The sequence below is a fragment of the Bremerella sp. JC817 genome (genome assembly GCF_040718835.1).
Lineage (GTDB): Bacteria > Planctomycetota > Planctomycetia > Pirellulales > Pirellulaceae > Bremerella.
In genome coordinates, this window is sequence record NZ_JBFEFG010000259.1 from 155910 (window position 1) to 168771 (window position 12862).

General features: G+C 57.8%; 15 protein-coding genes. 1 reads left to right on the plus strand and 14 read right to left on the minus strand.

Annotation, left to right across the window (positions count from 1 at the left end; genetic code table 11):
• Position 1 precedes the first annotated feature (1 nt).
• The 12 genes from AB1L30_RS05690 to AB1L30_RS05745 form a co-directional block, all read right to left on the minus strand.
• Complete coding sequence (locus tag AB1L30_RS05690) at positions 2–1252, minus strand: SUMF1/EgtB/PvdO family nonheme iron enzyme (RefSeq protein WP_367012466.1); 1251 nt, start codon at positions 1250–1252, stop codon at positions 2–4.
• Positions 1253–1275: 23 nt separating this feature from the next.
• The gene (locus AB1L30_RS05695; RefSeq protein WP_367012467.1) at positions 1276–2037 is read right to left on the minus strand and encodes a nucleotidyltransferase domain-containing protein; all 762 of its coding nucleotides are present in this window, start codon (positions 2035–2037) and stop codon (positions 1276–1278) included.
• Positions 2030–2731, minus strand: a complete 702-nt coding sequence (locus AB1L30_RS05700) for an ATP-grasp domain-containing protein (RefSeq protein WP_367012468.1) — start codon at positions 2729–2731, stop codon at positions 2030–2032. Before AB1L30_RS05700 ends, AB1L30_RS05695 begins: the two co-directional genes overlap by 8 nt.
• Positions 2732–2808: 77 nt before the next feature.
• Entirely contained in the window at positions 2809–2946 is a 138-nt protein-coding gene (locus AB1L30_RS05705) for a hypothetical protein (protein ID WP_367012469.1), read from the minus strand.
• A gap of 2 nt (positions 2947–2948) precedes the next feature.
• A complete protein-coding gene (locus AB1L30_RS05710) occupies positions 2949–3317 on the minus strand; it encodes a hypothetical protein (RefSeq protein WP_367012470.1) in 369 nt (122 codons plus the stop codon).
• Positions 3314–4264 (minus strand): nucleotidyltransferase domain-containing protein, encoded by a 951-nt coding sequence (locus AB1L30_RS05715; protein WP_367012471.1) that lies wholly within the window; start codon positions 4262–4264, stop codon positions 3314–3316. The genes AB1L30_RS05710 and AB1L30_RS05715 overlap by 4 nt, the downstream gene beginning before the upstream one ends.
• Entirely contained in the window at positions 4261–5649 is a 1389-nt protein-coding gene (locus AB1L30_RS05720) for a 3' terminal RNA ribose 2'-O-methyltransferase Hen1 (RefSeq protein ID WP_367012472.1), read from the minus strand. The genes AB1L30_RS05715 and AB1L30_RS05720 overlap by 4 nt, the downstream gene beginning before the upstream one ends.
• Before the next feature lie 39 nt (positions 5650–5688).
• Positions 5689–6801 carry an AAA family ATPase gene (locus AB1L30_RS05725; protein ID WP_367012473.1) on the minus strand — a complete coding sequence of 371 codons (1113 nt, stop codon included), beginning with the start codon at positions 6799–6801 and terminating at the stop codon, positions 5689–5691.
• Positions 6798–7538, minus strand: a complete 741-nt coding sequence (locus AB1L30_RS05730; protein ID WP_367012474.1) for an RNA ligase family protein — start codon at positions 7536–7538, stop codon at positions 6798–6800. Before AB1L30_RS05730 ends, AB1L30_RS05725 begins: the two co-directional genes overlap by 4 nt.
• A gap of 110 nt (positions 7539–7648) precedes the next feature.
• Positions 7649–8419, minus strand: coding sequence for a tRNA(His) guanylyltransferase Thg1 family protein (locus AB1L30_RS05735; RefSeq protein ID WP_367012475.1), 771 nt, complete (start codon positions 8417–8419; stop codon positions 7649–7651).
• Positions 8409–8855, minus strand: coding sequence for an AAA family ATPase (locus tag AB1L30_RS05740; RefSeq protein ID WP_367012476.1), 447 nt, complete (start codon positions 8853–8855; stop codon positions 8409–8411). Before AB1L30_RS05740 ends, AB1L30_RS05735 begins: the two co-directional genes overlap by 11 nt.
• 98 nt (positions 8856–8953) lie before the next feature.
• The gene (locus tag AB1L30_RS05745; RefSeq protein WP_367012477.1) at positions 8954–9082 is read right to left on the minus strand and encodes an SEC-C metal-binding domain-containing protein; all 129 of its coding nucleotides are present in this window, start codon (positions 9080–9082) and stop codon (positions 8954–8956) included.
• Between the two features lie 319 nt (positions 9083–9401).
• On the opposite strand from AB1L30_RS05745, the gene AB1L30_RS05750 reads away from it, so the two are divergent.
• Positions 9402–10991: a hypothetical protein gene (locus tag AB1L30_RS05750; protein ID WP_367012478.1), complete on the plus strand. Its 1590-nt coding sequence runs from the start codon at positions 9402–9404 to the stop codon at positions 10989–10991.
• On the opposite strand, the gene AB1L30_RS05755 is transcribed toward AB1L30_RS05750, so the two are convergent.
• Both AB1L30_RS05755 and AB1L30_RS05760 read right to left on the minus strand, forming a co-directional pair.
• A complete protein-coding gene (locus AB1L30_RS05755) occupies positions 10988–11674 on the minus strand; it encodes a hypothetical protein (RefSeq protein WP_367012479.1) in 687 nt (228 codons plus the stop codon). The two genes, AB1L30_RS05750 and AB1L30_RS05755, sit on opposite strands and share 4 nt — an antisense overlap.
• Positions 11675–11751: 77 nt before the next feature.
• Positions 11752–12813 (minus strand): ADP-ribosylglycohydrolase family protein, encoded by a 1062-nt coding sequence (locus AB1L30_RS05760; RefSeq protein WP_367012480.1) that lies wholly within the window; start codon positions 12811–12813, stop codon positions 11752–11754.
• Positions 12814–12862 lie beyond the last annotated feature (49 nt).

Sequence of the window (12862 nt, forward strand, 5' to 3'; positions counted from 1 at the left end):
GTTATTTCGTCCAAGTAAGACAGCGAAAGCCGAGGCAGCGGCCGAAGGCGTCGGCATGGCGACCGCGCCTATACGAGGCCCGGCACAACTCGGCCGGACCAACCCAACTGCCGCCGCGCTCGCTGCGAATGCCACTGGGCTGCGTGCCTAGCGGGTTCGAAAGCTGGCTTTCCGATGTTTGATAAAAGTCGGCCGCGTACCAATCGCGACACCATTGCCAGACGTTGCCGGCCATATGATGCAATCCGAACCGCGACATCCCCAACGGATGATGCACTGGGGCCATCGGCAGGTTTTCGGCATCGTAGGTCTCTCCACGGACATGCTGACCTGCCACAAAGTTCGTTTCGTCTGCCGATTGAAATGCTCCTTCGGCGGCGTGCTCCCACTGCGCTTCACTCGGCAATGGACCGTCGACGCTGGCATACTCCCGCCAATCGAGCTGATTCGCCCACAACGCGTAGGCATTGGCTCCATGCCATGAAACGAGCACTATCGGCAACATGGCCGTCCCCCTTAGCGGAGTCCACATTCCTTCGCGGCGAACGACCGGCAATTGCACGATGCGATCATCCGCTTCGTCGAGCAGCATCCACCGAGCCAAATGGCTTTCGCCACGCTCGATCGAATTCAGAAACCGGCACCAGGCGGTCGTCGAGACTGGCTCGACGTCGATCCAATACGCATCGAGCGCAACCTCGTGGCGTGGTCGTTCGTCGTCGAGGGCATCCGCCGCGTCGCTGCCCACCATGGCTTTGCCGGCCGGGATCTGCACGCAGCGCATTCCATCGGTCCGGCGACGTGCCTGACGGAGGCCATCCACTTTGCCGAGATCTTCCAGCAGCGTGAATTTCTTTTCGAGCGTCTGCGGATCGAACCTTCCCCCAAGCTGCGTGAAGAGATCGGCATCGATCGTCGGCCGCTGGACCTCTTTCCGCCGCAGCCAGGCCCAGCCGGTTGGCCGCTCGATCTTGCCGGTCGCTTGCAGCACATAGATTAACTCGGCCAGGTCACGCAGCCGCATCGGATTGCGGGTGAAGATCGCATTGCCAAGCGGAAAGGAACGGTCATTCGAAACCTTGCAATCGAAGGCATCTTCCAGCTCCATCATCAACTCGACCGCCTCTAAGCTATCGCAGCCCAGGTCTTCGATCACGCGACTGTCCGGCCGACATTTGTGCGGCGGAAGGTTTAGTATCCGCTGCGCGATCTCGCAAACGCGTTCTTCGATTTCGTTCAAGCTATAAGCCATCTTCGGTAAACCTTCTGCTGGAGTTACGACACAACGTCGAGCCTGACACGTACGAGCAGGTCGTGCAAGGCGTCGCTTGTCGAGGGTGCTTCCGGCAAGCTGGTTTCAAGGCGACACTGCTCCAGCCAGGCCGTCAGTCGCCGTACCTCGGCCAGATGAAATGCCACGTCCGCATCGCTGAGTGTTCCTTTCTCAGGTCCGCTGACTTTGCGTTCGATTAGTTCATCCAAGTACGAAAGCTGGAACATCTCGTTCAAATGCCTCAAGTTCGCTTCGACCTCGCCACTGCGCATCAAGTGGATTCCGGTCAGCAGGACGCGGTAAACGTACAGCAGCGGCTTGACCCGCGGTGGCGATTCTTGCTCGAACAATCGCCACTGCGTTCCGGCGAATCCCAGGTAATGATGCGCGTGATGTCGCGTCACGCATCCCTTCGCCAGCGAGCACAGCTCTTCGTGGTACGGGGTGGTGTGAACGATCAGTGGCGACAAGACCTGTTCCAGCACGTAGCCGTTCTTCTTCAGCATCAATTGAAAGAACTTTTTCGCATCGTGCGTTACCAGATCGAGTTCCAGTCCATCTTCGAGGCATTGCTTCTCGACGGTCTCGGGACCGGTGACCAGACCCACCGTTTCCGCCAGCGGCAGCACATGGCATCCGCGCAGATCGAAGTCAGAGTCTGGCGACGGAAAGCCATACAGGTGCGCACCACTGACCGTGGCGAAGAGCAGGGGATAGGGATGTTTGTCGACCTGGGCTACCAGGCGCGATTCGATTTCATTCATGACTTACTCGTTCCGTAACTTGCCAGAAGAACGCTTCCGGCTTGGTGGTCGGCGGAAGACCGGCTACCTGGGCGTCGCCTAGCTCGATGATCCACCAGTTTCCGTCGGCGGCCTGGGCGACATCGCAGCTAAAGAAGCGACTTTTCACATTCGCCAGCACCGCTTCACATTTTTGCATCGGCGGCGACTCGCAGTAACATTGCACGTCCCAATAGGGGGCCGCTTCGATCACCTTGCCATCCTGCACCAACGATCGCCATTCTTGGGTGAGCGGCATGCCACTTCGCGGATGCGTCCCGGCCGGCAGCAGCGGGATGAACTCGCGAAAGATCAGCCCGCCCTGTAAATCGTCGCCCTGGCGCTCGATGAAGTTCGACACGACGCGCCGGACGGCATCAGCGTCGTTGGTACTCGGAATGAAACAGGCCTCGTGCCATTCATGCTTCCGCGACTTGACGTAATCTTTGACGATCGCAGCCTTTGGCCCGAATGCTTGCACCTCGGCGACAATTTCGTCCAAGTCCCAAGCTTCGCGTTTCGACATCCAAATCGACTTCGGCGTGAAGGCTTCGATCTCGGCGTAGCAGTTCGGCAAGTAATGGCAGTGGGCATACTGGGCCGGCGTATTGAGCAGCGTCAGATTCTTCGTCTGAAGTGCTTCATACAATACGGCATACTCCGCCTCGGTCAGCATCCAGCCTCGATAAATCGCAATCGTCGGCAGCGCAGCAGGACGAACGCGACGTACTGCCGCCGCGCCGTCTTGCCGTTTTAAAGCGACGAAATCGACAGGTCGTAGCGGATCTCCAGGTCGGTCAGCGCTTCCGATTCTTCCTGAAAACAGCTATCGACCAGCCGATGATCGAACTCTTCGTGGCAGAGCACAAACGATACGGACGCGTTGCCCATGCTTATGCTCCGGCATACTGATGAATCACTTCGATCTTGCCAACGATGTTCTGATTGAACTCGCTCAGTCCTTCAACCGGGATCCAATACTCCAGCGATTCCGGTCCGCCAACGTTCTGCACTTCGAACTGACCAATGTAGTCCGCATCGATTTCAAATCGCAGCACGTAACCCTCGAAACCGGAGGCCGGATCTTTGGTGTTCCACTGCCGGGCGATGAAGATGGCATACTCTTCGGTCAGCAACGGATAGAAGATCGGCTGCCAATCGAGCCGCGGCGGGAATTGCTTCCAGCCGGTGGCCGCGATCAGGTCGAGTTCTTTCCGGCCGACGGGCCGAAACAAAGTTTGCGTTGTCTTTGGCGTGTTCATGGCAGTTCTGCCGATAGGGCCGCACGTCGGGCCTGAAGTAAAAAGGAATTCGCTCGTTCGTAATCGGGTCGTTCGGGCAAACGTGTGTTGGCCAGCGCTGTGTCGAAATCGACATGCAGTTGGCGTCGCCAACGTTCGGTCTCTCCCCACGGCATCTCGCCCCGCTTGATCGCCAGCAGTTGCTCGCGATGCTCGCCCACTTCGACCTGCACGGTCCCTTCGTTCAGGACACGGGTCCCGCAGATCAGCAAGCGAATCAGGTGCATGACATGTTTCCATTTCACTTGCCCCTGATTCCGCAGGTCGGCCTGCATCTTCTTGAACTGCGACAGCACGTAACCATTGAACGTCTGGTAAACGAGCCGCGAAAGGAACATCTCGCGCTGTGCCAACAGTTGTTTGGCCAGCGGTGTCGCTTTCTCGACCAGGGGAGAGTAGAGACACTCCAGCACGTTGGGGTTCGCCTTCAATGCCAGCACGATAAACTTTTGCAGCTCCCAGTACGCTTCCTGGGTTTTCTCGCACTCCAGTTGCTCTGGCACGCCGTAAAGCGACCAATGCAGATCGGCCGGTGGAAGGTAAATCCCCCGGCGATCGATATCGGACTCCGAGTCACTCAGCCCATAGGCCTGCGAACCGATGATGCACTGCAAGATCACCCGCTCGTACAAATCGTTGCGTTCGCTGGTCACCTTGCTGTTGCCGATGTCGCCTTCCTTGTGCTTCGCCAGCAAGGCAACTTCGCTCGTCTTGAGCGGCTCTTCCACACCGTCGGGGAAGCGGACGCGATAGTTATCGGCCAGGTCCAATGGCGCACGCACGACCACGCCCACAGCGCCGCGCGGGTGCAGCGTTCGTCCGTTCTGCCCCACGACATCGCGCAAGGCGACGACCTGGGTACCGGGCGAGAAGATCAGGTTTTCGTGGTAATGCGTTGGATGCGTCATCGGCGGAAGATTCCCATTTGGGTCGGCGATCCGACCTCGTCATCGACGGGGCCAACCGGCTGAAACGTGACGGTGTACCCGTACGTTTCGGCAATTTGGTTGGCCCACGCTTGAAACTGTGGCCGGGTCCATTCGAAACGATGGTCTGCGTGGCGAAACTGCCCGGCCGGCAAGCTTTCCCACTTCACGTTGAATTCCTGATTGGGCGTGGTGAGCACGACCGTTTTCGGCCGAGCGCACCCGAACAAAACCCGCTGGAGCGCCGCCAACCGCGGAGGATCGAGATGCTCGATCACTTCCACCACGGCTGCCGCGTCGAAGCCTTCCAATCGCTTGTCGCGATAGGTCAGCGATCCATGGATCAGTTCGACCCGTTCGGCTTGGGCCTCGGGCAAACGCTCTAGTTTTAATCTTCGGCTGGCGATTTCTAACGTGCGAATCGCCACGTCGACGCCGACAATCCGGCGGAATTGCTTTTGCTCGATCAGCGACCGCAACAAGCGACCCTCGCCGCAGCCCAGGTCCAGCACGCTCTTCGCGTCACTTTCCATCAGGGTCTGCAGTACCGCCGCATGCCGCTGCTGGTTAAGGCTTTGCTGCTGCTGGCTCTCCTGCGTCGTGGTGGTCTCTTCCGGTGGTTCGTCGTTTATCGCTTCTTCTTCGATCAGTCGCGCCAGTGCCTGATGATACAGGCCGCTCCGGAAACGGAGGTAGCGCCGCGTGATCAGGTTTCTGGCAGGATGATCGGCCAGCCAACCTTCTCCTTTGGCCAGCAGCTTTTCCACTTCCGCCTCGCCGACGAAGTAGTGCTTTTCGTTGTCGAACACCGGGATCAGCACATAAAGGTGCGTCAGCAGTTGCGACAGCGTCACTTCGCCGCGAATTGTGACGCTGAAGTACGAGCTGTCGCCCCACTCGGGGAACTTTGCATCGAGCGTCTGCCGCGTCGCTTCCACTTCATAACCGAGCGGCTCGAACAGCTGCCGCAACACGGCTGCTCCACCACAAACCGGCAACACATCGAGCGTCGCCTGAAGGGGCAGGGGCTGCGTCACCAGTTCCGGCTGCTTTTGGCATCGCCCACCCAGGGCCGTCCCCAGAACCTGTGAAATGCCCACGCTCATCAGCGACGACGCAACATAGGATCGGTCGTTCACGTAGTGCGAAAGGAGATCACCCGGCGAACGGTTTCGACCGCGTGCCATGCCAACCGGATCGACCTCCAACAGCAAGCAGGCCGTGCAGCGTTCTTCGCTGGCTTCCGGGTAAAAGCAATGCACTTTGCCGAACGAGGTTGCAAACGACTGGAACTTGTCCGGGTGCTTATGCAAAAGGAAGCTGAGGTCGGTGGCGGGCTTGTGAGTGGTCGAAATCGAGAGAAGCATGAATCACGCTGCGAAAGGCAAAGGAAACCAATGAAGGGGTCATGAAGCGACGTACTGCAAACGATGACACTCCCACCACGTCGGAGGCTCGCATCGTTCGGCCAGGCGGTGAATGACACTTTCCGGCACACGCTGCGTGCGGGCACGATTCTGACGCAGGATCTCGCGGAAGTCAGGCTCCAAATAAATGATTTCAACATGGGCGTCGTACGAAGCAAACAAATCGAGCCAACGGCCACGCGTCTGACGCATGGTGTTGGTCGCGTTGAATACGAACGACGTTCCGGCCCGTAACAATTCGCGGCATCGCTCTTGCGCGGCCTGGGCAACGACGCCTTGGTTTTCGGTCGGATCGATCTCCAGCTCTTGGCGAAGATCGTCCAAGGAGACCACCGGCCAATCTTCGCGATGACGCTGGATCCACGTATCTTTGCCACTGCCTGGCAGCCCCGCCATCAACGTCACGCGGCAGCGGAACTGCTCGTGCGGGACGTAATACAAGTTGGGCTCGGCAGCACGCAGAAACGTGAACCGGGCATGATCGGAAACGAACGGATAAGGCTGATCGAAGCAATTGACTTCTTCGGCCGCCAGTTGCCATAGGTCCAAGTTCTCTTCGGGTCGCGACATACTATCGGTATCGCGTCCGCGCGAGTCGGCCAGGGCAAACCAATACAGCAGCCGATTGTTCACCATCCACGACAACCGCACCACTTCATGCTGCGGATCGTCCCGTTCGGTTAAGAAGACCGGGCGTCCATGGTATCGCACCAGTCGACAAATGGCCTCTCGCGTCATCACATCGCAGCCAAGTTCGCGCAGTACGGCCCGTGCGACGTGCTCTCCTTTGACCGCATGTTTCGGCGAAGTGATCCGTCCGGTCAGTTCGTCGAGTCGCGTTGTCAGCGGCTTGGCCACATCGTGAAAGAGCGCCGTGAACTTCAAAACGGTCCGGTCGTGCGAACCGATCGTTGGCCAGGCTTCAAGCTCTTCCAACTGGCGAAGCACCATCTGGGTGTGCGTCCAGACATCTCCTTCGGCATGCCACTGCGCATCCTGAGCGCACTCGGCCATGGCGCGACACCAAGGCTGCGTTTCGGCCCAACCGATCAAGCGGTCGAGCGATGCGTGTTGTAGTTCTTGCCAGTTCATGACCAGATATCGACTCCGTCCGCCAATTGATTGGGGACCATCACTTGTTGTTGCCAATGGGTGCTTTGTTTGATCTTCTCGGTGAACTCGGGTCGCACGAACTTGGCCCGCGCCGTGACCACTCCGTCCGCTTCCGTTCGCACGTAAAGCCCTTCCATCCGGTCGTCGACCCGGCCATCGTCCGGGTTATGGAATTCGCTCTTGAAGCGCGATGCCCCGACAAGTTTTACCAATTCTTTTCTCGATATCGCTCCATGATGCAGCACCGGCACCGTCACGACCCCGGTCCCTTCCAGCAGTTCCATCCGACGTTCCAAGTCGAGAAAGACCTGCTGCTGCTTGTCGAAAATATCGAACTCGAAGAAGTAGTGCGGCAACTGGTGGTAAGCCACCGTGTGCCGGGCATAGAGCCACTCGCCAAACAGCAAGTAGCGATTTTCGAGCTGGGTTTCCAGCGTGAATCGTTTCACGCTTGCCCATTGCTTGAACAAGTCGTACTGCGGATGCATTCCCTCGGTGATCAGGTGCCCACGACATTGCAGCACCAGTTGGCCGTCGTCGCTGAAGTGAATCCCGACATTCGTTCCGTCGAGCTTCTCTTCAACAATCAGCGAAGGATCGGCGATCAGCTCGCACGACTCCGCCTCGCCCAGGTGCTTATCGTCGTCGGTTCCCATCGAACCAAACAAGTGGGGCGTCCGCGGATATTTCGTAAAGTTTCCGTGTGATGTACCCATCGTCTCTCACTGCTTCCGCCGACATCACGCCGGCCAGAATCCTTTTCTGTAACGCGATCGACGACCGCTGGCTATAGGAAAATGGCGAACCTGGAACCATCCTCGCGTTTTTACGAGGTCAATGCCGGCGCCAACAATTGCTGAATCAGCCAGCTATATTCAGCCTGGCTAGGAAGCTCGTACTCGACGTAAACGTTACGCCGAAATGCGTCCACCTGATCGCCCGTTTGCGGATTCGTGCCTTTCCGAGCGAAACGTTTCCAATACAATCCGACGCCTCGCCGTTGCCAAGCCGGGAGTTGGTCGAACTCGATTCCGTAGTACCTCAGCAGCTCTCGTTTTCTGGCGGTCGCCAGGCCGTTCAACTGTTGCGTTGCCCCCCGTCGAGATTCTCCTTGATCCCGCAGTGTCCAATAGCACCAACTGTTCAGCGCGTTCCGCGACGCGTCTTCGCTGCGCCAACGGAAGTAATCGACCACTTTCTGCGGACCTGGCAACTGGGAAATACGACAGTCAAAGGTTGCTACCTTGCCTAATTTCAACGAAAAATGAGCACTTGCTTCCGCGGCCAGAGTGGAGTTGTACTTCCGCAGCTTCCGTCCAAAGGCCTGTTCATCAGGATGTAGCAGAAGTGAGATCTCATCACTCTCCGTGAAGCCATACAGCACGCGAAACCCACAATGCATCAAGGCCTCAGTTGTCGAGACCATCCAGTCACGAAATTTCACATCGAACGGAACCTCGAAGTTGCCTTCCTCTTTGGTCAGCCGGGTGAAGCGACGACCGTCGAGCCGGGCCACCATGAACATGCCTGGCAGCACGCACAAATCGGCCGAGGTCTCAAAGACTCGCATCATTCGATCTAAAACGTCAAATTTCATCGTTCCACTGCTCCACTTCAAACCCGGTCTCGGTGAGCCGGACGTAAAACAACCTCTCGAATCCTTCACTCAGGCTCGGCAATTCCAACTGCTTGGCTTTGGCGATGATCGCGACTTCTGGTACCGCGTCAGCACGTTTGTGATTCCGACGCAAACAGTCGGCGATCCGTGATTGAAAGTAATAGCCAACCACGCGGCAGGGCGTTGAAGAGGATCGAATCAAGTTGATCAGCCGCTGCCGTTCGAGCCGGGTCGGACAGGTGTTATCGATGACCATCGACTGGTTGGTTTCCAGACAGGTTTCGATGAAACGCCGTTCCCGATGCTTCGTCTTCAGGATGTCGCGACTGATGCGGACATGAGTGCCGGCAAACCGCTCGGTATAGAACGAAGATTTGCCCGAGGCAGGGATTCCGATAAACAGGACCGCTTCCATATCACATCATTCCACGAAAAAAGCCCGCCCGGCGATCACGCACCGAGCGGGCTTCTGGGAAGGTCACTCCCTAAAAGTAGTCGTCTCGGTTGGCACCATCAAAAGCGGCCTTTCTTCAGGCAGCACTTTTTGAATCGTTTCCCCGAGCCACACGGGCAGAGATCGTTGCGGCCCAGCTTCTCTTGCAGAAGCTTGTCGCCATGCACGATCCGTACGCCGCGTTTCACGTTAGTTTCCGAAGGGAAACCACGCCGACGTTTGCTCATTGGCTCGAAAGGAAGATTCCTGCTCGAATTCATTCATGTCGTTGGTATCCATGAGATCTCTCCTTATCGAAAGTGGTTGAATTGGGTTGGCTCCGGCACCGTTCGCCAGAAAGCATTGGTGACTACGACAAGTCTCCCGAGAGAAAGGTTCGCCAAAAGTTTCTGTCGAACCGGCGCCAGCAGTCAGGTGTCTGAGCCGTTCATATCGAAATGTCATCAGCAACCAAGGAACGGCCATCGGGGCCGCTCCCACGAAGCGATCGAAATGCAGGAGCAATCCATGACCGAATCCAGTCTAGAAACGATGCCCTGGGATCAGCATCCCTCCATCTACGAACACATCTGCCAGCACATTCCTGCGGAAGGTCCCGGCCTGAACCAGGAAGGCTACGAATTGCCTGACCATGAGAAGGTGAACGCCGGCAAGGCGATTCGGTTTGCTCCCGGTGCCCTCGACGGCGTCTTTTCGCATCACGTGTCAGGCCCTGATGAAGACCAGCAGGTCCACGAAATCGCCGCGGCCGTGATCGCCTATTGCCACCAGCCAACCGCTGCCAACAAGCGAGCCGTTTACGAACTGGCACTTAACGAACAGATTCTCGGCCTGATCGATGCGGTCCTGAAGGCAATCGTCAGCGAAGCTTCGCTCGACGGACAGCGTTTGTACGAGCTAGGCTATTCGCTGGCGACCGAATCGCCTGACCGCGAGCCGGTGAAGTTCGGGATCGCCTTGATCGGAATCTTCGATTGGCCGCCCCATGTCGAAGTGCTGCAAGCGTTGGGTCGTCACGACGAGTTCACGCTGTTCTGCGCCGTCGCACTGACCAACTTGACCGAAGGTTCCGAGCTCGCCTTGTGGGAGCTTGCGAAGAGCGCGAAGTCTTGGGGCCGCGTGCAAACGGTCGAACGACTCGCCGACACCCAAAACCCTGAGATCAAGCATTGGCTGCTGCGGGAAGGATATCGGAACGGCGTTTTGAACGAGTACCTCGCTTACACCTGCGCGGTGACTGGAGACTTGCTGACGGCGCTTGCAGCGGAGGTAGTCGACCAGCCACTGCTCGACGGAGCAGGCGACTTGCTGACCGCGCTGATCCGGGGTGGACCTGCGGAGGACATGGGCTGTTATGAAGATGGTCCCCGTGCGACTCGGCTATTTGTCGATCAAATGATGGCTGTGGCCCAATCGCTGGAGCACTTCCACGCCTTGGAGGAGATCCGCAACTACGTTCGCAGTGAAACGGCGGAGTGGGATCAACTGGTCGACTTCGGCTGGACGGAAGAGCTTCGTCAGTCGATTGCGGTCGATTGCGATGCCATCTTGCAGCGTCCCATGTGGGTCACGCTCACCGAAGCGGAGCTTCAGAGCGACGACAACGGCAAGTACTTCATAGCGTTGTCAGCGGCCGACTCGCTGGGAATCGATACGTGGGAAACGCAAGTTGCCCGCGTCCGTCGCGACGCTGGTAACGGGTCGAACTGGTATCAGTTGGCCACGCACGCCACTGACGAGCGAATCGATGAAGTGGTCGCTCTGGCGGAAGAACTGTTGAACCCTAACGAACTGGCCACCGGTCCAGGACTGGAAATGGGGCTCGGTCTGGAATGGCAGCAGCACAATGCGTTGGAGTACGTGCTGCAAGAGCTCGGCAAGTTTCCTGGCCATGGCCGCCAACTGCTGCTGTGTGGACTGCGCAGCCCGATCATTCGTTCGCGAAACATGGTGGCCACGGCGATGGATGCCTGGGGGAAGCCGCTGTGGGGTCACGAGCTGACCGTTGCCTTAGAGCGGGCAATCGCGGAAGAACCGGACGAAGATGTCCGTGACACGCTCGAGAAGCTTGCCGCCGGCGAGCCGCTCGACGACTAGGCAGAGCGGGTCAGCCGGAGCATCTGGCGGGCTCCCTTTTGAAACTCGTAATTGACTTCGATGACTTCGGCATGGTGACCTTCGGCCTGAACGGCGGCGGTTACCACGTCGACAAAAGGGGATCGCTGTCGGTCGAGTTGTAGCAGCGGAAAGATGCGGACTTCGCTGGCGACCGCCAGCAGCGACATCGCCGAGTGGACATGGAAGTCGATGCCCAGCGAATCGTAGAGAAACAAAAAGTGCGAGCACAACGCCAGGTCGAACGCATCGGTTGGAAACGGAAGATCAGGCAGTTCGGCGGCGACGTAACGGCCTTCCTGTTTGCCGGCCGGGAAGTCGGCGAGGAATATTTCCATCGCTTCCCGGCGGATGTGTCCGAGTTGGGCGACATTGGGGATCGCGTCGTTCCAGACGAAGCCATCCTGGTTCCGCTCGGTTTGCTGCAGCACCGTTTCAAAACAGGCATCGATCCGCGCTTCAATCTCCGCCGCAGAGAAGGCGTACAGCGGATCGCAAGAGACCACCGAAACGCCGCGTTGATTGGCTTCCGCTTGAAACGCCGCCGGGCCATCCGCACAGCCCATGATCTTTCGCTGCAAATCGCGAGCGTCCAGGGCGAACATCCGCAGATATTCATCCCGAGAACGCCCCCACGGCACAACCTGATCGAGCGAGAACGGCACAGCAACTCCTTGGTGTTTTGAAATTTGTTGGGTTCAGCGGTTCGGCAGTTCAGTTGGCCGGGAACGATGGCACCTAGTCAATAGGGAGGAAGCAACCGCCGGAAGCCGTGAAACAACACGACGAGCAAAAAGAACACATTACGCAGGAGGACACCGATCGCGCCGACCGACACCGGTTTGGCAGCGACTTGCGAATCCTTTGACTTCGCAAGTTGAATCGCGAGTTGCGACATTCGCTCAATCGTCATTGGCCATTCGTACATGCCGTCGATCCAGCGCTGCGGTATTCCTTCTTTACCAACACGTGCGCCAACGATCCCACCTACCATGGCAGCATTGGTGTCGGTATCGCCGCCGCACTCGATCATCGAAATGATGGCTTTGCTAAAGTCCGTTTGATTCGAAAGCCAGCAATGCAGCACCACCGGGACCGAATGACCAACGTACCCACCAACCCGTTGGCCCAAGCCTATCGACTGGGCGAACTCCGCGGTACTCTCGCCTCGATCGATACTTTGTGCCACTGGTTTCAACAGCTGAACAAACGGGGACGACTCGGGGCGCTGGCTTGTCATTTTCTGGAAGGTATCGACAAACTCGTGAGACACAACCTGGCGCCCGCGACTGGCGAGACTCGCCGCCAATGCAATCGCGAATGCCCCCAACTCTGCCTGAGGATCGGTATGCGTGATCCTTGCATTGCATTGGACGAACGATTGCATCGAAGGCAGGTCATCGCCGAAGTAGGCCCCTAAGATGGCACTGCGCATGGCAGGGCCATTGCCCGCCGACCAGACGCCCGATGTCTTCGCGGAATAGCCAACTAACAGCCGGATACAGGCTTTAGCGGTTGCCATCCCAACACCGGCAGGCAGCAAAAGAATCCATCGGCGAAACCTGGAGGCCAACGCTTTCTGAAACGTTTCCACGTTGCCGGCAGATAGCACCAGCGACTGCGCGACGATGCAGGTATGCTCCGTATCATCGGAAACCATTCCTCGCCCCAATAGGAAATGAAAGTCGTCCGCACCACCAAAAAGCTTTTGCCCCCTCTTCTTGGATAAACCTTCGAACGGCAATCCAAGCGCATCCCCAACTGCGGTTCCGAGTAGACACCCTTCGATCGCTTTTTCGTTCATGCCACTCGACTCAATTACTATTGGAAACGCCGAAGTCTGGTGGGCGATT

Bases quoted from the DNA above. Each gene is read 5' to 3' on its own strand.
- AB1L30_RS05710 (WP_367012470.1), bottom strand. From the start codon at position 3,317: ATGAACACGCCAAAGACAACGCAAACTTTGTTTCGGCCCGTCGGCCGG.
- AB1L30_RS05720 (WP_367012472.1), bottom strand. From the start codon at position 5,649: ATGCTTCTCTCGATTTCGACCACTCACAAGCCCGCCACCGACCTCAGC.
- AB1L30_RS05715 (WP_367012471.1), bottom strand. From the start codon at position 4,264: ATGACGCATCCAACGCATTACCACGAAAACCTGATCTTCTCGCCCGGT.
- AB1L30_RS05760 (WP_367012480.1), bottom strand. From the start codon at position 12,813: ATGAACGAAAAAGCGATCGAAGGGTGTCTACTCGGAACCGCAGTTGGG.
- AB1L30_RS05750 (WP_367012478.1), top strand. From the start codon at position 9,402: ATGACCGAATCCAGTCTAGAAACGATGCCCTGGGATCAGCATCCCTCC.
- AB1L30_RS05735 (WP_367012475.1), bottom strand. From the start codon at position 8,419: ATGAAATTTGACGTTTTAGATCGAATGATGCGAGTCTTTGAGACCTCG.
- AB1L30_RS05700 (WP_367012468.1), bottom strand. From the start codon at position 2,731: ATGCTGACCGAGGCGGAGTATGCCGTATTGTATGAAGCACTTCAGACG.
- AB1L30_RS05740 (WP_367012476.1), bottom strand. From the start codon at position 8,855: ATGGAAGCGGTCCTGTTTATCGGAATCCCTGCCTCGGGCAAATCTTCG.
- AB1L30_RS05730 (WP_367012474.1), bottom strand. From the start codon at position 7,538: ATGGGTACATCACACGGAAACTTTACGAAATATCCGCGGACGCCCCAC.
- AB1L30_RS05690 (WP_367012466.1), bottom strand. From the start codon at position 1,252: ATGGCTTATAGCTTGAACGAAATCGAAGAACGCGTTTGCGAGATCGCG.
- AB1L30_RS05705 (WP_367012469.1), bottom strand. From the start codon at position 2,946: ATGGGCAACGCGTCCGTATCGTTTGTGCTCTGCCACGAAGAGTTCGAT.
- AB1L30_RS05695 (WP_367012467.1), bottom strand. From the start codon at position 2,037: ATGAATGAAATCGAATCGCGCCTGGTAGCCCAGGTCGACAAACATCCC.
- AB1L30_RS05725 (WP_367012473.1), bottom strand. From the start codon at position 6,801: ATGAACTGGCAAGAACTACAACACGCATCGCTCGACCGCTTGATCGGT.